The organism is Duganella rivi, from assembly GCF_009857435.1.
GTDB lineage: Bacteria > Pseudomonadota > Gammaproteobacteria > Burkholderiales > Burkholderiaceae_D > Rugamonas > Rugamonas rivi.
The window spans coordinates 1-18629 of record NZ_WWCK01000011.1 but is presented as its reverse complement, the minus strand read 5'-3'; the positions used below and the strand labels follow the sequence as shown (position 1 = coordinate 18629).

22 protein-coding genes are annotated in these 18629 nt (G+C 59.9%); 8 read left to right on the top strand and 14 right to left on the bottom strand.

All coding sequences use genetic code 11. The features are described from left to right. On the bottom strand, positions 1–1026 hold the full coding sequence (locus GTP45_RS27450; protein ID WP_161017024.1) for a phage major capsid protein, P2 family: 1026 nt from the start codon (positions 1024–1026) through the stop codon (positions 1–3). A 41-nt stretch (positions 1027–1067) separates the two neighbouring features. Continuing rightward, positions 1068–1931: a GPO family capsid scaffolding protein gene (locus GTP45_RS27445; protein ID WP_161017023.1), complete on the bottom strand. Its 864-nt coding sequence runs from the start codon at positions 1929–1931 to the stop codon at positions 1068–1070. A gap of 149 nt (positions 1932–2080) precedes the next feature. Between GTP45_RS27445 and GTP45_RS27440 the strand changes: the two genes are divergently transcribed. Together GTP45_RS27440 and GTP45_RS27435 are read left to right on the top strand one after the other, a co-directional pair. Continuing rightward, entirely contained in the window at positions 2081–3853 is a 1773-nt protein-coding gene (locus GTP45_RS27440; protein ID WP_161017022.1) for a terminase ATPase subunit family protein, read from the top strand. Next, positions 3850–4902: a phage portal protein gene (locus GTP45_RS27435; RefSeq protein ID WP_161017021.1), complete on the top strand. Its 1053-nt coding sequence runs from the start codon at positions 3850–3852 to the stop codon at positions 4900–4902. Before GTP45_RS27440 ends, GTP45_RS27435 begins: the two co-directional genes overlap by 4 nt. A gap of 36 nt (positions 4903–4938) precedes the next feature. On the opposite strand, the gene GTP45_RS27430 is transcribed toward GTP45_RS27435, so the two are convergent. Further along, the gene (locus GTP45_RS27430) at positions 4939–5487 is read right to left on the bottom strand and encodes a replication/maintenance protein RepL (protein WP_161017020.1); all 549 of its coding nucleotides are present in this window, start codon (positions 5485–5487) and stop codon (positions 4939–4941) included. Positions 5488–7134: 1647 nt separating this feature from the next. After that, positions 7135–7527, bottom strand: a complete 393-nt coding sequence (locus GTP45_RS27425; protein WP_161017019.1) for a hypothetical protein — start codon at positions 7525–7527, stop codon at positions 7135–7137. A gap of 126 nt (positions 7528–7653) precedes the next feature. Here GTP45_RS27425 and GTP45_RS27420 point away from each other — a divergent pair, with 126 nt between their 5' ends. From GTP45_RS27420 to GTP45_RS27400, 5 genes are all read left to right on the top strand, one after another. After that, complete coding sequence (locus GTP45_RS27420) at positions 7654–7872, top strand: hypothetical protein (protein ID WP_161017018.1); 219 nt, start codon at positions 7654–7656, stop codon at positions 7870–7872. Positions 7873–7951: 79 nt separating this feature from the next. Next, entirely contained in the window at positions 7952–8308 is a 357-nt protein-coding gene (locus GTP45_RS27415) for a hypothetical protein (protein ID WP_161017017.1), read from the top strand. An 83-nt stretch (positions 8309–8391) separates the two neighbouring features. After that, the gene (locus tag GTP45_RS27410; RefSeq protein ID WP_161017016.1) at positions 8392–9150 is read left to right on the top strand and encodes a nucleotide-binding protein; all 759 of its coding nucleotides are present in this window, start codon (positions 8392–8394) and stop codon (positions 9148–9150) included. A gap of 68 nt (positions 9151–9218) precedes the next feature. After that, the gene (locus GTP45_RS28930; protein ID WP_229258675.1) at positions 9219–9500 is read left to right on the top strand and encodes a ribbon-helix-helix protein, CopG family; all 282 of its coding nucleotides are present in this window, start codon (positions 9219–9221) and stop codon (positions 9498–9500) included. Positions 9501–9508: 8 nt separating this feature from the next. Then, positions 9509–9796 carry a hypothetical protein gene (locus tag GTP45_RS27400; RefSeq protein ID WP_161017015.1) on the top strand — a complete coding sequence of 96 codons (288 nt, stop codon included), beginning with the start codon at positions 9509–9511 and terminating at the stop codon, positions 9794–9796. Positions 9797–9921: 125 nt separating this feature from the next. Here GTP45_RS27400 and GTP45_RS27395 read toward each other — a convergent pair whose 3' ends face one another. The 5 genes from GTP45_RS27395 to GTP45_RS28125 all read right to left on the bottom strand — a co-directional run bounded on the left by GTP45_RS27395 (position 9922) and on the right by GTP45_RS28125 (position 13881). After that, a complete protein-coding gene (locus GTP45_RS27395) occupies positions 9922–10182 on the bottom strand; it encodes a hypothetical protein (protein ID WP_161017014.1) in 261 nt (86 codons plus the stop codon). Between the two features lie 11 nt (positions 10183–10193). After that, positions 10194–12938: a toprim domain-containing protein gene (locus GTP45_RS27390; protein ID WP_161017013.1), complete on the bottom strand. Its 2745-nt coding sequence runs from the start codon at positions 12936–12938 to the stop codon at positions 10194–10196. A gap of 94 nt (positions 12939–13032) precedes the next feature. After that, positions 13033–13356 (bottom strand): hypothetical protein, encoded by a 324-nt coding sequence (locus GTP45_RS27385; protein ID WP_161017012.1) that lies wholly within the window; start codon positions 13354–13356, stop codon positions 13033–13035. A 23-nt stretch (positions 13357–13379) separates the two neighbouring features. Continuing rightward, entirely contained in the window at positions 13380–13643 is a 264-nt protein-coding gene (locus GTP45_RS27380; RefSeq protein WP_161017011.1) for an Ogr/Delta-like zinc finger protein, read from the bottom strand. An 85-nt stretch (positions 13644–13728) separates the two neighbouring features. Continuing rightward, the gene (locus GTP45_RS28125; protein ID WP_166454762.1) at positions 13729–13881 is read right to left on the bottom strand and encodes a hypothetical protein; all 153 of its coding nucleotides are present in this window, start codon (positions 13879–13881) and stop codon (positions 13729–13731) included. Between the two features lie 116 nt (positions 13882–13997). On the opposite strand from GTP45_RS28125, the gene GTP45_RS27375 reads away from it, so the two are divergent. Further along, positions 13998–14657 (top strand): LexA family transcriptional regulator, encoded by a 660-nt coding sequence (locus GTP45_RS27375; RefSeq protein WP_161017010.1) that lies wholly within the window; start codon positions 13998–14000, stop codon positions 14655–14657. On the opposite strand, the gene GTP45_RS27370 is transcribed toward GTP45_RS27375, so the two are convergent. The 5 genes from GTP45_RS27370 to GTP45_RS27350 form a co-directional block, all read right to left on the bottom strand. After that, complete coding sequence (locus GTP45_RS27370; RefSeq protein WP_174821682.1) at positions 14654–15301, bottom strand: recombinase family protein; 648 nt, start codon at positions 15299–15301, stop codon at positions 14654–14656. The two genes, GTP45_RS27375 and GTP45_RS27370, sit on opposite strands and share 4 nt — an antisense overlap. Next, positions 15298–15870, bottom strand: a complete 573-nt coding sequence (locus GTP45_RS28465; RefSeq protein ID WP_217363403.1) for a hypothetical protein — start codon at positions 15868–15870, stop codon at positions 15298–15300. The genes GTP45_RS27370 and GTP45_RS28465 overlap by 4 nt, the downstream gene beginning before the upstream one ends. Positions 15871–16150: 280 nt before the next feature. Next, complete coding sequence (locus GTP45_RS27360; RefSeq protein ID WP_161017009.1) at positions 16151–17188, bottom strand: phage late control D family protein; 1038 nt, start codon at positions 17186–17188, stop codon at positions 16151–16153. Next, positions 17185–17607 (bottom strand): phage tail protein, encoded by a 423-nt coding sequence (locus GTP45_RS27355; protein ID WP_161017008.1) that lies wholly within the window; start codon positions 17605–17607, stop codon positions 17185–17187. The genes GTP45_RS27360 and GTP45_RS27355 overlap by 4 nt, the downstream gene beginning before the upstream one ends. Positions 17608–17622: 15 nt before the next feature. Beyond that, positions 17623–18629, bottom strand: a 1007-nt coding sequence (locus GTP45_RS27350; protein WP_443093286.1) for a phage tail protein, incomplete at its 5' end; no start/stop codon positions are given.

Genomic DNA, 18629 nt, shown 5'->3' with positions numbered 1-18629 from the left:
TTACGCCTTCGGTACTGGCAGCAGTTCGATGTTTTCGGCCAGCGCGGTCATGCCGTAGTCTTCCACGACATACGCTTCGTTGGACGACTCGTAGTTTTCCACGCGGTCCCACTCGGACGCCTCTTTCACCTGGCGACGGCGCGCGCCCTTCTGGAAGTAGACCGACAGGTTGTCCAGGCGCGTGACCAGCAGACCGTTAGCCGGGAAGTTAGGAACACGTACCGCTGGCAGGTTGCCGATACGCTTTTGGCTGACGATCATATCGGCGGCCAGCTTTTCGGTGTTCGCCTGTTGCTGGTTGATGATCGGGAAGTATTTGTCAGCCAGCAGACGGCGGCCGCAGATAACAACCAGGCCGGTGTCTTCCTGGTGCCATTCGTCCAGGAATTCGTTTACCAGGTCGAACACCAGGGCGTCCAGGTTCTCGTAGTCGCCGCCCGCGCCTACCTTGATCTTGTCGGCCGCCAGGCTGCCGTGGGACATAACGCGCTGCGGTGCGTTCTCGCGGATTTGCTGCAACCAGCCTTTGTTCACGTCTTGCAGCAGCGGATGTGCTGCGCGGTCGGAGGTGGCCGCGCGGGCGATGCCGTTCCAGCCGATCATTACGCGGTCGAGCGCTTGGCGCTGCGCGATCGCCTCGGCCAGCATGGTTTGGAATTCCGGCTGTTCGGCCCAGGCGTCCAGCTTGCCGTAGCCGATGTGCCAGTCGAAGTTCGTTTGCTCGCAGCGGTATTTGTTGACCAGTTCGATATTGGAAATATCGGTGGTGTTGCGCTTGTTCTTGCTGGTGTCGGTGGTGCTGGCTACGGTGCTGCCTACGCCCAGGCCCAGCTTTTCGCCTTCCTGGTTGGTAACGCCGATAACGTTAATCGAGGACAGGAAGGCGCTGGATTGCTGAATTTTCTTTTCCAGCTTTTGTTGCACAGCGGGGGCCACGCTGAATTTTTGCAGCGCGGAGGCTACGGCGTTCAGCTTTGCAACTTGCGCCAGGTAGCCTTCAAACTTCACACGGGTATCGTTCAACATCTGGGTAAATCTCCTAAATCGTTTGGTGGTTGTGTTACTGGTTAGAACTCGGCCAGATTGGCGCTGCCGCCGCCGGTGGCTGGTGGACGGCTCGCCGGGTTGGCGTCCTGCTTCGACAGCTTCGCGGTCAGGTCGGCCACTTCCTTGCGGTCCTTCTCGCCCTGGGCTTTCAGGTCCGCGATTTCCTTGTTCTGCTTGTCGATGGTCGCGGCGAACTGCGTGGCTTGTTCCTGGGTGTGCGTCGCCAACAGGTTCACGGCCTGGCCGATGTCGGCGAAGCGTGCTTCATCGGATGCGGTTTTCTTCGCGCCGCCGGCCAGCAGCTCTTGCACGGTGCTGAACAGCTTGGCGACTGCGCCAGGCGCGGCCGCTGCTTCCATTTCGATGACGGTTTCCACTGCCGCCGTGAACAGGTTTTGCGGGCTTTGCTTTTTGTGCGCGAATGGCGAGGCTGCCGGGTTTTGAGCTGCGAAAGCCAGAATCTCGGTACCCAGGCTGGCGGGGCTGTCGGTGACGGCCAGGCCTACCATGTACGCCTCGCCGGTCTTGGCGAAGTTCGGATCAACTTCGATCGAGGTGTAAATCTTTTGGCCGGCGTTGGTCATGGCTACCAGGTCGGGCAGAGGCGCGATGGTGGCGAACAGGCCCAGCTTGCCGGAAAACTCGCCGCTCAGCTCTTGCGCTTCCAGTTCCAGCACGTCGCCGTAGGCCTTGAACTGGCTGTCGGGCAGGATGCCGCGAATGTGTTCCAGGTTGACGCGCGCGCCGTACTTGGTGGCGCTGTAGTTCGCCGCCATCTGCGTAATCCATTCGCGGGTGATTTCGCGGCCGTCGGTGGTCGCGCCTTCTACTGCAACGCGGAATTTTTTCGATTTCGCTTTGCTGGTGTCTGCTGCTTTGCTCATTGGGTTGTGTTCTCCGTCAGGTGATAAGTGGTGTGACGGATTGCATGGTGCGCGTTCGGAATCGTTCTCTCAATGATTAGAGTTTGTGCTGGTTGCCAGCACATTCGTTGGTGATTTTCGCGCGCACGCGAGGCCGTCACACTGGCCGCATGATTGAAAATTTCACCGCTCAACTACTGGAAAAAGACCCCCGCAGAATCGCGCGCGACCTGTACTGGCAGGGCTGGCGCATATCGTCCATTGCTCGCCATCTGGACGAGAAGCGCAGCACCGTACAGGCCTGGCATGCGCGCGACGAGTGGGACAAGTTCACGCCTTTGCAAAAGGTCGAGCTGTCGCTAGAACAGCGCCTCATATCGCTGATATCGAAGGACGCAAAAACTCCTGGCGACTTCAAAGAAATTGATTTGCTCATGCGCCAGTTGGAGCGCGGCGAGCGCATCGTCAAGTACCGCGAAACGGGGAAAGAGTCAGACCTAAATCCGAACATCCTGGCGCGCAATGCCGAGCCGAAAAAGAAGCCGGCGCGCAATGCCATCACGGAAGAACAAACCGCGAAGCTGCTGGCCGCGTTTGAGGAATCGCTATTCGACTACCAGAAGACGTGGTACAGGAACGGCGACAAGCGCACGCGCAACGTCCTCAAGTCGCGCCAGATCGGCGCTACCTGGTACTTCGCGCGCGAGGCGCTGATTGATGCGCTGCTGACCGGCCGCAACCAGATTTTCCTATCCGCCAGCAAGGCCCAGGTGCATGTTTTCCGGGCCTATATCTGCGCCTTCGTGCGGCAGACGATCGATATGGAGCTGACCGGCGAAACCATCCTGTTGCCGAACGGTGCCGAGCTGATTTTCTTGAGCACGAACGCCAACACGGCACAGAGCTATCACGGCAATTTCTACTTCGATGAATATTTTTGGGTGCCTGGCTTTACGAAGCTGAACAAGGTAGCGGCGGCGATGGCGTCGCACAAGAACTGGCGCAAGACTTACTTTTCTACGCCTTCCAGTCTGACGCATGAGGCGCACGCCTTCTGGTCCGGCGACAGCGCCAACAAGGGCCGCGCGACGGCCGACAAAGTGACGATCGATACCACGCACAAGGCGCTGGCCGGCGGCGCGTTTGGCGCGGATCGCCAGTGGCGGCAAATCGTCACGGTGGAGGACGCGGCGGCCGGCGGCTGCAACCTGTTCGACCTGGACGAATTGAAGCTGGAGAACAGCCCAGCCGAGTACGCACAGCTCTACATGTGCCACTTCATTGACGACAGCGCGTCCATTTTCCCGCTGGCCGATCTACAGCGCTGCATGGTCGATTCCTGGGTTGAATGGGCGGACGATTTCAAGCCGTTTGCAGAGCGCCCCTTTGGCTATAAGCAGGTATGGGTTGGCTACGATCCGGCGCTATCCGGCGACTCGGCCGGCTGCGTGGTGATCGCGCCGCCGGCGGTCCCTGGCGGCAAGTTCCGCATGCTGGAAAAACACCAGTTCCGGGGGATGGACTTTGAAGGACAAGCGGCCTTCATCAAAAAAATTACAGAGCGCTACAACGTCTCGTACATAGCGATCGACCGCACAGGCCTGGGGCACGGCGTCCACCAGCTCGTAAAGCAGTTCTTCCCGGCCGTGGTCGGTCTGGACTACACGGCAGAGCTGAAAGGCCGCCTGGTGCTGAAAGGCCTTTCCGTCATCAGCAAGGCGCGCTTGCAGTTCGACGCCGGCTGGACCGATGTAGCGCAATCGTTCATGGCGATCAAAAAGACCATGACGCCCAGCGGCCGCCAGGTCACATACACCGCCGGCCATTCGGCCGAGACAGGCCACGCGGATCTGGCCTGGGCGGTACTCAATGCCCTTTCCAATGAACCGTTGGAAGGAACCACAGCAAACAACAGCAGCTTTATGGAGATTTTCACAGGATGACCGAACACCACAACAACCAGGACCAGGCGAGCGCGGCTGCAGCAGCGCCGGCCGTAGTGACGCAAAGCCGCGCGGAGGCCTTCACGTTTGGCGATCCGGTGCCAGTCATGGACCGATCGAGCATTCTCGATTACGTGCAATGCACAGCCTATAACGATTGGTACGAACCGCCGGTCAGCTTTGACGGCCTGGCAAAGACTTTCCACGCCGGCACGCACCACAGCTCGGCCATGTTCTTCAAGCGCAATGTGTTGGCGTCCACCTTCATTCCTCACAAGCTGCTGACGCGCCAGGCGTTTAGCTCCTGGGCGCTCAATTTCCTGACCTTCGGCAATGGCTACCTGGAGAAGCGCAGTTCGCGCCTTGGCGGCCCCTTAAAACTCGTCCCAGCCCTATCGAAATACACGCGGCGCGGCGTCGATCTGGACCGCTACTATTTCGTGGACCGCGACAACCTGAAAGACGCATACGAGTTTGCGCCCGATTCGGTTTTTCACTTGATGGAACCGGACATCAACCAGGAAGTGTACGGCTTGCCGGAGTACCTGGGTTCCCTGCATTCCGCCTGGTTGAACGAAAGCGCGACGCTGTTCCGCCGGAAGTATTACGAGAACGGTAGCCACGCCGGCTTCATCCTGTACATGACGGACGCGGCGCAGAACGAGGACGATGTTAAAGCCATGCGCCAGGCGCTCAAGGACAGCAAGGGACCGGGCAATTTCCGCAACCTGTTCATGTACGCGCCGAACGGCAAGAAAGACGGTATCCAGCTTATCCCGGTTTCGGAGGTCACGGCCAAGGACGAGTTTTTCAACATCAAGAACATCACGCGCGACGACATGCTGGCGGCGCACCGCGTACCGCCGCAGCTCCTGGGCGTGGTGCCGAGCAATACGGGCGGCTTTGGCGCGGCCGACACGGCGGCCAAGGTGTTCGGGCGCAATGAGGTGGAACCGCTACAAGCGCGGTTCCTGGAGCTGAACGAGTGGATTGGGGAGGAGGTGGTGCGCTTCAAGCCTTACACGATCGAAGCGACGCCGCAGGAGTGACCAGGTTAGCGCCGGCGGTGTACCGGCGCGTATCGCTTATTCCGGCAACAAGCTTCCCTGGGACGGCAGCGCCGGCGGCGCGTCGATCGCGTCGAGTTGGATTTCTTCGTTGAAGGTCATAACCGGCACGTGCATTTGTTCGTCTGCCTCGGCTTCCAGTTCCTCAATGGTTTGCGTCTGCTCTTGCTCGTCAATCACCATCGCGGTGTTGAAGACAGAGAAACGCATCCCACGCTCGCCCTGCCATGCCACGCGCGAGTTGATGATGTACACGTTGCAGTTGCCGGATTTGAGTACCTGGACGAATTTGCAGTCTCGCAAAACGGTGATCGTATTTTGCACTGTGCGAGGCGCAAGGCCCATTTGCCGCGCCAGGGCGGCAGCACTGATGACAACGCCGTTTGTTCCCTTCGACAGCTTGGAAACCATGAAATGCAGAACCGCCAACGCCATCGGGTGCTTAATGCCCAGCTTCCACATGGCCTGGTGTGCTGACTTCTCAGTTTGCAACCAGCCCTGGGTTTTATTGCCCCGCGTTTCCTCGGTGTCGGCGGGTAGGGTGATGTTCTTTGCTTTGCTAACCATGATGATTGCGCCTGTAGTGATTCGGTGGCATCATCATACCAGGTTTGCCGCTCAGGGAACATAGGTTTACCGATTCAACGACATAGGTTTACTGCTAACGTGCATGGTACTACGCATCGCCGTGCGTAGACTCTTGACGAAAACGGGTAAACCTGCACCTTTTACCGCCCAGGTGCGTGACTCTACGCACCGCCGTGCGTAGCACTACGCACCACGGTGCGTAACCCTCGCAACGAAGAAAGCCAGTGCTGGCGCGGGTTCCCGCCCAATTTCGCAATTTATTTGCCCTATTAGATTGTTCCTCACGTTCCACGATCGCGGGGTAGACAAGTCGAGACTGCGCCCTTTGGGCGCACAAGGAAGACTGGGAAAAGCAAAACCAGACTGCGCTGCGCGCACAAGGAAAACTCAACAAGGGTGACGCTTACGCCAACACACGGTTGCACAGGTCTTCGCCGGGCTACGGAGTTGGCCGCAAGCGGCCAAGCCCTACCGGGCCGGCTCCTACCGGCTCACCCGCGCAAACCCCGCGCGGGCTGCGGACCCTGCGCCCCGTTCACGCTGCCCGAAACCCCGCGCCCTCTCGGGACGCGGCGGCCAGCTCGGCGCTAGTCATTCACGCGCCCATAACCCCAGGCTTGCAGGACGGCGGCCGACTTCGCGCCGGCGGCCGTCAGCGCACCGGGGTTTCTTCATTCTTTCCGTACTCCCCGCTCACTCGTTTAACGCATCCTGGCCGGCTTCGGCGCGAAGGCGGCGAAGTTGGACAGGCGGCAAGCCGCCGGCCAAGGCGCGCGCCAGGACTGGCCGGCGGCCTGGTTGCGGCCAGCGGCCAGGAAGGCCGGCAGACCAGCGCCGCCCGCTGGCCGATAGGGCCGGCGGGTTCCTTTGTTGGCGCAACCCTACGGCCAGGGCCGCAAGTTGTTCATGTTCCGGGCCGCCGGCGATGCCCCTGGGGCGCGTTCTCCGGGCCTGTGGCGCGTTTTTGGTGTGCGGCCGCCCCTTTTCACGTCCCAAGGCTGAAAACGGCGCTACGGGCCTCCTATGGCCTGGGAGGCGTACCAGGGACGCGGTTAGCTTGCGGTTGCCGAACCCTCCCGCCCGCGAGCCTCTTGTGCTTGATACCCCCTTTTTGATGCAGCCAGCAGCAGGGCTATAGCGGCCCCTGGTGCGGCTTTCGGCCGAAATCAGGGGTAAATGCCCGACGCAACATGACGCACGTTAGAGGCGGTTTTGATGCGTTTTGGAGGGGCGAGAAAGGCGAGCCGGGAAAGAAAGAGTCGTTACGCCGTGGCGGGACCATAGGCAGCGCGGGCCGTGGATCGGTGGAATGAGGTCGCTTTAGCATGTAACTGCTTGATTTGTCGAGAAAATTTATCCCCCACGATCCCCGGAAAAATCCGGGGGAAGCCCTGGAATCGGGGGATTAAAAAATAGGCAGGGGGAAAAACAGGGGGAAAAACGCCTTTGGCCTGTGGATGGGCGCGCGCACTTCCTTTCTTCCCTGCTTGTCTTTTCTTCTTTCTTTTCAATGATTTAGAGAGAGAGAGAGGTAAAGGGGCGGAAAGTGGCGGCGTGGACAAAGTGGGCCGATCCGGGGAAAAACGGCAGTCATCCGGGGATGCTGTTTCTATATAAATCAGATACTTAGCTCAAAATCAGCAGCAAATCCACGGCCGCACGGTTTTCCCTGTGCCGTATCGACAGCGCCGGGACTGTCGCCCTACCCTGGCTCTTTCCGGCCGGCTTTTCCGGCCTGGCCGGCGTCGCCTGGTCCCGATCGAGGCCCGCAAACACCTGGTCGACCAGCTGCTCGGCGGCCGCGATCGCGCCGGCGGCCGCCGGCATGACGCGCACCAGGTAGCGGCCGGCCTGGCGCTGCAGCCGGCCTCGGCATCGAGCGCCGATCGAGGCCGGCCGGTGTCCTGGATCGCGCACCAGGTCGGCGGCCGCCGGCGCTTCCTGCAGCCCGCCTCGGCATCGAGCGCCGATCGAGGGCAGATCCGGGTGGCCAGGTCTGCGGCCGCCGGCGTCGCGCACCCGTATATATCAAGTTGGTATTAACATCAAGATGCAATCAAACCACAATTATTTATACATCATGTTGATATCAACATGAGATTAAGATACTATTGAGTCTGTCGCATGAACTTTTAAGGGAAAACAATGTTGAATCTCATCCAGGAACGCATGGCCGCCGCGCTGAAAAAAGACGGTGTGACCGCTGAAATCACGTTCATCAACGCCGGCATGTTCTCGGTACTGGTGGACGGTGCGGCGGCCTTTGCCAAGGCCAAGGCGATCATGGCCGCCGTTCCTGGTGTGCGCTTCGACAGCGAAGACCAGGACGAGGAATGCGGCAACGTCGCGTACTACTTTTTCTAACCCGCCAGCTCGCCAGGTGGCGGGCTTACCGGAATCAACCAGCCCGCCACAGCGGGCGCTATGAGGGGGAAACATGAACATGAACGACTGGACCGCTGTACTCAAGGAAACCCGCGAAGCAATCGCCCGCTATCAGCGTGCCGGCGAGGCGCTGCGCGGCGTGGTGCTGGCGCAAGCCTATGTGGTGGTGGTTGAAGGCTTGCCGCTGGCCTTCGACATCGAGGACGGCGAGGCGATCAACCCGCGCACCGCCGATCCGCACCAGGCTACGCGGTTCGACCTGGAGAACGCCGCGCATGTGGCTCGCCTGGTCAAGAATGGCAACGGCACGCCAGGCGAAGTTATGCACGTCCGTCATGCGATCGTTGATGCGATACTTGAGCAAGAAGCGTTGCTTAAAACACTAGAAGACCATACGCCGAAAGCGTCGCAGTAACACGGCGTTACACCATCAAGTTGATATCAAATAAGTATTACCATACAATCGAACAGCTATATTTTTAATAGGAAATAAATATCATGGCAATTTACGCGGTAGTGAACAAAAAAGGCGGCGCTGGCAAGTCCACCACGTCCACGCAACTGATTACCGGCCTGGCTCGCATGGGCCGCCGCGCCTGGGGCGTCGATGGCGACGATGAACAGAAACACCTGTTCTTGTCCCTGACCGCGCGCATTGAAGCCGGCTTGCCAGGCATCGAGGCTACGCCGCTGCCGGATGGTCCGTCGCTGCGTGCGCAAGTCCTGTTGAAAGCCGGCCAGTTCGATGATGTCGTTATCGACGTGGCGGCGAATGACAACGGGGCCATGCGTGCGGCGCTGACGCTCTGCGATGTTGTACTGTTTCCTTTTGCTCCCCGCTCGTATGAGGTTTGGGCCTTTGAGAACACCGTCAAGCTGCTGCGTGAAATGCTGGGCGTGAAAGATTTCAAGGTCATTGCGTTCCTGAACAAAGCCGATCCGGCCGGCCAGGAGGGCGATAACTACGCCGCGATAGCGACGGTGTACGAATCTGGTTTCCCGGTCATCACGGCCCGCCTGGGCGATCGCAAGGCGATTTCTCACGCCAGCGCCCAGGGCCGCTACATCGCGGAATACAAGGGCGCACCGCCAGAGGCGAAGTTAGAAATCGATCTGCTGGTGGAGCAAGCGGTGGCAACAGCGAACGGCGAGCATGTGCCGGCTTACGTTCGCCTGGTGCCTGACGAGGAACACCCCGCCGGCCGCATCGTTGCCAGTGACAAGCTGAAACCGGGTGATGTGGTCGCCGTCGATTAACCTAACATCACCTTGATATCAAGATAAGATCAACACAGTATTAGAGAGGTATTAATATGAAATCAAACATGACGGCAAAACCAGGCGGCGGCATTACCTTGAAACCAGGCGTGACCGAAGCGGACGTACAAGCGAAGATCGCCGCCGCTCCTGACGCCGGCGCGCATGCGCGCACTACGGCGCCAGTGGTGGACGGTGGCCGCAAGAAGCCTATCAGCCTGACGATCGATGCGAAGCTGCTGGCCGAGCTGGACAAGAAGGCGAAGGCGCTGGGCTTGAGCCGCGCGGCCGGCTTCGCCCTGGCGGTGTCGCGGTTCGTCGCGGCCGAAGAACGCGAAGCAAACCGATAGGGGGAAGCATGGCAATATCGATCAAGCCGGAAGAGCTGGCCGTTATGATCCAGACCAACCGCGACATCCTGGATATGAAGGTGCCGATGCGTGACGATTTGAAAATCCATTTTATGGAACGCCGGCGCGCGATCCTACAAAACTTCCGATCGCAAGCGCTGGGCATGACCACGGTGCTTCAAGCGATACACGATGATGGCAGCGACGAAGGCCTGGTCAAAACCCGCGCTATGGTTGAGGAATATCAAAATTGGGTACTGGACGAAGTCGCTAAACTGGACCAACTCAATACCTAGAAGGAGACAGCGCCGCAGGAGTGCGGCGTGGAAATGAAAGGGCCGTCACCTCCGGGACGGCCCTTTTTCTATCATGCTGCTATCGCTTCGATATCAACACGCTATCAAGATAACGGCAATCGCTACTATGTTGATACCAATGCGATATTGGCGATGTAGGCGCGGCGGGCCTGTACCTGGTCGGCGTCGATCGGCACGGCCTTGGCGCATTCCCTGGGACACTCGGCCGAGTGCCAGCGGTAGCTTTCCTGGGTGTGCGCACAGCGGCCCAGGCCCGTTTTGCTGTACTGGCGGTCCTGCTCGCGCAATGGCTCGTTGCTGCCGGTCCTGGTGCGCGGCCGCAGGGTGAAATGTTTGCACATGATGCAGCGGGTTTGCTCGGTCATCGTTTCCCCGCTCAGTCTTTGCGAATCGATACGGACAGGCCGAACTTGCCCAGGACTTCCAGGGACAGCGCCGTCAGGTGGCCTACGCGCCTGGTCAAAATGGTGCGCTCCACCTCGCCGCCGACGATCACCTCGGCTTGCTCAAGCTGGCGTTTGAACACGGCCGGCGTCTTGACTGGCAAGCTGTTCCACTTGTCGCGCAAATGGCTTGAGTGCGCGATGTGGTCCATGATGTGGCCGGTACGGATCAACAGGACATCGCTACCATCGATATTGTCGAACTTGTACGGGTGCTTGAAGCTGCCGGCGTCGATCTCAGACAGCACGGTTTCCATGATCCAAACCCACGGCGAGCGGTCGGCGCTGGACTCGGACAGGTGGGAATTCATCTCTTTCAGGAGGTCTTGCCCGAAGTCGCCCTCGCGGTAGTCCATGCCGGCGAACTCGGCCAGGTAGCGCCAAGCCAGCATGACGGCCGCGTAGTTGCCGGCCATACGCTTCGCGCCCTCGTCGCTGCCGCCGGCGCGGCTTTTCGCCAGGCAGTGGTCGCGCAGCTCGGCGTACTTCGCTACCACGTCCATCTTGTTCAGGCCGGCCAGGAATTGCAGCCACTGGCGCACAGGGAAGCGCGGCAGGTCTTCCGGCATCAGCGGTCCTTTTTTCCCGGTCAAGGTGGTACGCACGATCTTGCCCAGGAGGCTACGCACCGGCACGTCCTCGCCGGCGAGCATGACCGGCGCGGACAACAGGTACTCGGTCATTTCCGCGCCACGCTTGGTCACGGTGTATTGGTAATTTTCTTGCAGGAGGCCCACGGCCTTGTCGATCACGTCTTGCCGGCGGGCGCTCAGCTCTTCCCATCCTACCGGGTGGCTGGTGTGGCTGATGCTGGTCAACAGGCGGAATTCGGTTTGCAGCGACTGGCCGGAAAACATCGTGAAATTGATGGTGCGCTCCAGGCGCTTAATCAGGGTGGACTTACCGGAGCTTTTGTCAGCCTGGAGGGTCATGTGGGGCCAGAATCCAAGCAGCGTTTTCATATGGCCGCCCAAGGCCCATACGAGGGCCGTAGAGGCGGCGTTGTTGGTAAAGGTGGTCTGGTATGCCCGGATCACTTTCGCCGCGTCCTGGACCGGTCCTGACGGGAATGTGAGGTTGTAGTAGGGGCATTGCTTCTCTCCCTCGGTGAAATAGCAGTCCGGCCCTTCGTTGACGATCAGCTCGCCATCGCGCCAGGCCAGGCCCACGTAGTTCGCCGCGTTGCGCGCGCCGATGTGCGCGGTACGTTCCAGGATGTTGACCATACGCGAGAACTCGGCCGGCTTCCAGATCGGGCCGAACTTCGACCATTGCTGCGTGTTGTGGAGCTGGTCGTCAAGCAGCACCTTGCGGGTGAGCTGCGCGCCGTGGCGCGGGGTCTGCACCGTCACGGCAAAGTAGACGCTTGGGGATTGGTCCTTGTCGCCGGTCATGGTGGCCGTAGCGCTGGCGACGGAAACCCGGCTCAGCGATGCGATGCGGAAGCCGGCCAGGTCTTGCAGAACCGGCGTTTCTTCGCCGGTTTCGTCGTTCTTGGTCATGCGGCCGATGTAACTGGTGAAATCCAGGCGGGTGCGGAATTTCCAGTATTGGGCGAAGTCATGCGCCGGCAGGTAGACGCGCGGCTTGCCCTTCCTGGTGGCGTCGCCAACCTGGCCGGCGATCAGCCACGGTTCAAACACGTCCAGGAACTTGCGCAGCGCGTCGACGCCCAGCTCGTCCAGCACGTCGTTGGCGTCGTTGATGTTCTCGCCGTCGCTGTTCTTCCATTCAGTCTGGTCAACGATCACGGCGCTGATGTTCATGGCTGTAAGGCGGTCGTAAAGCGCCCACGCGGCTTCGGGGCCAGGACGGCGGCCGGCCTGGTGGTGGCCATCGGGGAATGGCTCGTCATTGTCCATGCAAATGATGACCTGTTTACCCTTGAGGAAAGCGAAGTCGATCAGCTCAGCATTGCCGATTCCGCGAATAGCAAAGCTGGCCGCCTTCGGGATATTGCAAGAGTCGATCGATAGGGCGTTGATCGAGCTTTCTACGATGTAGACGCGCTCGGCGCGTTGCAGCTTGCGCCAGTCCACGGTCCAGCCTATGCCGTCCTTCGTGCCGTGGCTTTGGGTCTTTACTTTCCCGTTGCGCTCAGGATCGAAGAAACGCATATCGACGCCTACCACTTGCAGCGTATCAGGATCGCGGACGAGGAAGGCTGCAGCAGGACCGCCGAACCCCACATTACCCTCGCTGATAGCCGTGCTGGTCCAGTCGTTGTAGCCGATCGTCTTGGCCTTCATGCCGGCATCGATCGCGGCATCGCTGATACCTCGGCCTTTCAGATACTCGCGCGCCTTCTCCCGGCCGTTGACGCATTTTTCAGCGATGAAATCGAGGGTACTTTTAGGGCGCTGCTCCTGGGGCTGTTCTGGTTTGTCGAATGGAATGGCGTAGGACTCGTGCAACCACTTCATTGCCTCGCTGGCCGACATGCCGAACTTGAGCATAACCAGGTCGATGCAAGAGCCGCCCACGCCTTCCTGGCTGTGGTCCTTCCAGCCGGTCCCGTTCTTGGGATGGTCAACGAAGATCGAGAGGGATGGGCTTTTGTCCGGGTGTTGCGGTGAGTGGTACAGCGCCTTTTCTCCACCTGGTCCGCGCTTGAGGCCCAGGCGGTCGGCCAGGTCGTGCAAGTCGATAAGGCGTTTCAGTTTGTTTATGTCTGCCATGTTGCGGTGATTCCTTGATGCTCGGTTTACTGCCAGGCGCACGGCATATCGCCGCCTGGTGGCGGCGATGCTGGTGGTACTGGTGGAAAGTGGTTTAGGCGGCGGTGACTACCGGCGCTTCGATCAGGGCGAGAAGGGCGGCGATCGTGAGGGCGCGGCGCTGGCCCTGGGAGTCGATCAGGAACAGAGTAAAGCTGGTGGTCCTGGTGCAATCGATATGCCCGATGCGGCGGCGCGCGCTCAGCTCGCCCAGCGCTTGCATGGTGATATCGCGCGCCGAGCTGGCCGAGCACATGCCGGTTTCTACCAGGTGGGCGGTGCAGCGCTCCACCAGGCGCTCGGTTTCGTGCGCTAGGTGTTCGCCTTCGTGTTGTTGCAGGAACGCGAGCGCCAGGGGCGAGAGTGCTATTGTATTCATATTGATTCAGTATTGAGTTAGTATCATGTGCTAGGGGTTAATCCCTGTAATTCGAGCTGGTGCATTACTCGGTGCACGACAGCCGGCGACAGAGGCAAGCGCACTTCGGTTCGCGGCTTGGAGGATGGCGACAGCGTGCGCGTGGCTTCCAGGCTGGCGACGAAGGTGTGGCCGCATTCCACGTCGGTGCATTGGTAGTAGATTTCCCGAAGGGTTTTAGATAGTTGCCGGCTGCTGCGTGCGGTTGCACGGGCGTCGCAATGGGGGCAGGGGATAGAAATTCTCATGCTCATAGTGTGTTTTTCCTGGTCATGTAGAAGGCGCTCCCCAGCCCTTTCTACTTGTTGTCAAACGGAAATGTAGATAGGAAAACTACTTCTTTTCGGAAAGTTGCTTCAGGCCAGCGAGATAGATAATGCGCGCCATCGCAGATTCGCTACGAATCTCCTTTGCCGCCATGCCCTTGAGTTGCTTGCGTTCTTTCTCGCTTAACGGGATCGGTACGCGGGTAGGTTTCGATTGCATTGTCGTTTGCATAATGTAATAGTGTGTGTCACTGTGTTGCAATATGTAAATTGTAACCCGTTATTTGCTGGCGAGCATTAGGTTGAGATTACTTTTTGAAACTTTTTCTAAGAACAATGGACAACGAAAAGATCGACGTCGCCGCCGTGGTGGACAGAATGAAGCTGGCGGTAGGCGTCCAGAAAGACATAGAGCTGGCTGCGTACTTGGAGATATCCAAGAGCGCGCCAGCCGTTTGGAAGTCGCGCGAAACAACGCCGATTGCGGAGTGCATAAAGATTGCAATTCGTAAGGCGTGCAGCCTTGACTGGCTGATACTAGGGCGTGGTGGGTTTACAACGGAGGATGTCGAAAACACCATTACAGAAGGGATAGATTCCGGCGGCATTGCCTTGCCGCTGTTCGATATGCGCACGTACCTGGTAGCCGGCGCGAGCGCGCCCTCGTTCGTCACGGTGCCGCGCGCGCTCATGGATGAACAAGGGCTATCCGCCGGCGAAACCATGATCGTGCGCGCATGCGGTGACGCGATGCTTGGCACGATCGATGACGGTCAATACATGGTGATCGATCGCCGCCCGCGCAACACGGATGGCGTCTACCTGGTGCGCTTTGGTGACGTGCTGCGCGTCGCCAGGTTGCAGCGCATGGTACGAGGGGCAACCCGCGTAAGCTATGAAAATACCTCTTACGCGGTTGATGTGATACCGCCCGAAGGCGGCGATTCGATAGAGGTTATCGGATTCTGCCAGTCGAAAATTTCCCGCGTCTTCTAACCAGCTTTCTTTTTCTTCGTCCCCTTTACCTCGGCCGCACTCGCGGCCGTTTTTGCGTCTGCGGCCTCGGCCCGGTTCAGCGTGTTGTACAGCGTCGCGCGGCTGATGTTCAGGCGCGCGGCAACATCGGCCATCGTCATGCCGCCGGAAATCATCGCCTTGGCGTCGCTCACGCCCTTTTCATCGAGCGCCGGCGGCCGCCCGCCGACGCGGCCGCGCGCCCTGGCCGCCTTCAATCCGGCCATCGTGTTTTCATGGATGACATCGAGCCGGTACTGGTTCATAGCCGCCATGACGGTAAAGAACATGCGGCCGTGCGGCGTCTTGGTGTCTATGCTTTCGGTCAGGCTTTCAAACTCAATGCCGGCGGCCATCAATTCGTTGACGATGGTGATTAGGTCGTTGACGTTGCCGCCCAGTCGATCGAGCCGCCACACAACCAGGGTGTCGCCAGGCCGCAGCGCGCGGCGCATGTTCTCCAGCTCCGGGCGCGCCTTGGTGGTGCGGCTGCTGGCCTTGTCCTGGTAAATCTGCGCGCATCCCGAGCGCGTCAGGGCGTCGCGTTGAAGGTCTAAATTCTGGTCTACGGTCGAAACTCGGGCGTAGCCTATGCGCATGCCGCCGCTGATGATATCGAGATTCATTTGTAGTTCCTCATGGCCTGGCGTAAGTCGTTCCTGGTGTAGCCCAGGCGTTCGGCGCGCTGGCGCAGCTCGCGCAGCAAGTCGGTGGCGTGGCGGTTGATAAGGCTTTGCTCGCGCGCGGTCGCCGGCATGATGCTGCCGTCGCGTATTGGGCCGGTACATACCGTGCGGTCGTAGGCCTCGGTGCGCTCGTAGTATTCGCGCGCCAGGTCATCGAGCGGTGTCACTGGCGCGGGCGTGAATTCGCCAAAGAACTGCGCGGCGTCGATCGGGGCCGCATAGCCCACGCTCAACCATTGCGGCCAGTCGGGCTGCAGCCGTGCCGGCGCGGTGAATTCGGTTATCTCGCCGGGGAACTCCTGGCCGTCCACGAATAGGCGTATCAAGCGCTTTTTGTTTCCCTGCTGGGCCTTGGCCGCTTCTTCCACATCCATTTGCCCCGACACGGCCTCGCACGCGGCGCACAGGCGCTCGCCAGGCTCGGGTGGCTGGGGTAGTAGCACCGGCACGTCACAAGCGCCGCAAGCGCCTATATCACGGCCGGCGGGATCGTCCAGGAGCTGGCGCACTTGCCCGATAAATTCGGCATCCTTTCCGGTGGCGGTTCTGGCCTTTTCGTTGAGCCAGAGCCGCAGCGACGAAGTGGGCGCACGCATGGATGCGACGATATGGCGGCCGCGAATTTTGACGTTACGCATAACGATAATTCCCTTTGTATAAAAATCAAATGAAAACAAGGTTTATTATACATAGAAAACTAGACATAGTTTTTAGACACTCAGGACGAAGAAAAGGGGCGATTTCGCCCCTTTCTGTTGAGTGTCAATAAAGCCAAGGTTTTTTAGACGGTCATTTACCTGGCCGGCGGAAGTTGGTCCGGTGCCGCGCGCTGGCCGGATCGTCGCGCATTTCCAGTTCCAGGCCGGTAAGAAAACCCTGGTCGCTGATTGTGTGCGTTGCGCGCTTCACCAGCCAGGGCGTGGCGTCAATCTCGTCCTTGAACCCGGACACATACGCCGGCAGCTCGGGCCGGATCTCGCCTCGCCCCAATGCCAGGGAATAATTCATGGTGGCTTGGCCGCGCTTACACCTGGTCAGCTCGGATTTTGCCGCCGCGCGTGCCTCGGCTTCGGTTGCGTAGACTTCCGGCAGCACCTTGATATTGCGGTTGTTCTCGCCGCCCATTACCAGCTCCTTGCGCTTCGCGCGCCCGGTGCCGCGATAGAAGGCTTTCACCCCTTCATAGCTTTCCCGTTCTGCGACGTGGTAGCGGTGCTGGTCGCCATCGGCCCGCGTGATTTCGATGACAGGCAAATCCTTGCCGCCGGCGCTCACGCCCTTGCCGATCGGCATAAACAGCAAATTGCTTTCCTTGACGGTCATCGTCGCATCGTAGCGCTTCGCTAGGCGCGTCAAGAACGACATATCGGACTCGTGCGTTTGGTCGATGTGCGGGATAGCGATTTTCGCCAGGGCGTCGCCCACAACGGGCTTGAGCTTGTGCTTTGCCGCGATAGTTTTCACGATGTCGCCCACGGTCTTTTGGTGCCAGCTTTTCTCCTGGCGCTCGCCCATTTCCTTCGTCATCGAGGCGGAGCGGCCGCGCACGGTGATGATGTCTGGTGCGCCGCTGTGTTCTGTCTCGTCAACGGTGAATGTTCCCTTGTCGACCAGGCCTTCGCCATCCCATCCGATCGAGACAGCCAGCACCGCGCCGCGCGGCGGAATGGACAGCTTGCCGTCTGCGTCGTCTAACACCAGGTCCAGGGTGTCGGCCTCACCGCCTCGGCATTCGGTGATGGTTAGGCTTATCAAGCGCGGCTCTACCTTGCTCGTTAAATCCTTCCCGTCCAGGGTAATGGTAAATGCAGGGGTCGGCTGTTTCATTCCTCTGCCTCCCCTTGCTCCTGCTCGCTCAGTTGCGTATCAGGGACGCGAGTAAGGCCGATGGTGAATTCGACTTTGCGCGGAATGCCGTCTTGGTCGTGGTAGGTCTGATTCTCGCCCATCATTTCAACCACGAACGCGCCGTACACATATCCCGCACCGTCAACCAGGACATAGGCCTCGCCCTCGTCGGCCATATCGCGCAAGTCCTGCAACGCGGACAAGTCCCCCGTTGCTGTCATTTCCGGCGTCACAACGCCGGTGAGGCTGATTGTTTCGTCGCCAGGGCCGAGAAACTGGAAGGCATCGCGCGCGCCCACGCGGGACGTGTTGCGATGCTTCCAGCGGGTTTGCCGTTGCAGCGCGTCGTAGGCCAGGGTATCCAGGCCGAATACGAATTGATCCAGGGACATCAACATGCTTTTCTTTCTCGGTTAATCGGTCAGGCGCGAAATGGCGCGGGATTGCTTCGCCCGCTCGCGGCGGTCCAGCTCGGCCGAAACGGCGCGCGCGATCGCTTGCGGGTCCATGCCAGGTGCGGCGGTAATCTGGATCGTGTAGTTAGGTGCGGCCGCCGCCGGCGCAGCACTGGCAGCGCCTGGCGAAGCCTGGGGCGTCAGTACCGAACTACGGCGATCGATCGGAACTTGGTTGCCTACCTGTGGCGCGGCCTGGCCCAGCGGCGCGGCGAGCTGGCCGGCCGTGGCCATCTGCACCTGGACGCCTTGTGCCAGGTTTGTGCCGAGCTGCGCGGCCTGGGCCAGCGCCGGCGAGTTGAACGCGCCGGCCGCCGTCACGGCAAGGGCCAACGACGCCTTGGCTACCGCCGCTTTCTGGTCGTCGATGCCGATGGCCGCGCCCTGGCTGATAAAGCCGCCCAGCTCGCCAAATACGCGGCTAGGCGAGTGAATGCCCAGCTTCTCTTTGAACCAGGCGACGGCGCTTTCGCCAGCGCCTACGATCGCGTCTTTGACTGCGCCAAGGCGGCTAGTGATGCCGTTGACCAGGCCATCCAAGATATTCGCGCCGAAGGTCGAAAACTTCGCCGGCATTTCCACGCCAAACCAGGACATCACGGCCGCGAAGCCCTGGTAGAACAGGCCGAGCGGGGACCAGTTCAGGATAAGCGCGTTGATACTGCCTATGCCGCCGTCAAAGGTCGCCTTTACGCCGTCCCAAAATCCGCCGAAGAATGCCTTAACGCTGTCCAGGCCGCTAGAAATTCCGTTGCCCAGGCTAGTAAGAATATTCGCGCCGAAGGTCGAAAACTTCGCCGGCATTTCCACGCCAAACCAGGACATCACGGCCGCGAATCCCTGGTAGAACAGGCCGAGCGGGGACCAGTTCACGATAAGCGCGCCGATGCCGCTAATACCGCCGGCAAAGGCGGCCTTCACGCCGTCCCAAATGCCGCCGAAAAATTCTTTGATCGGTCCCCAAT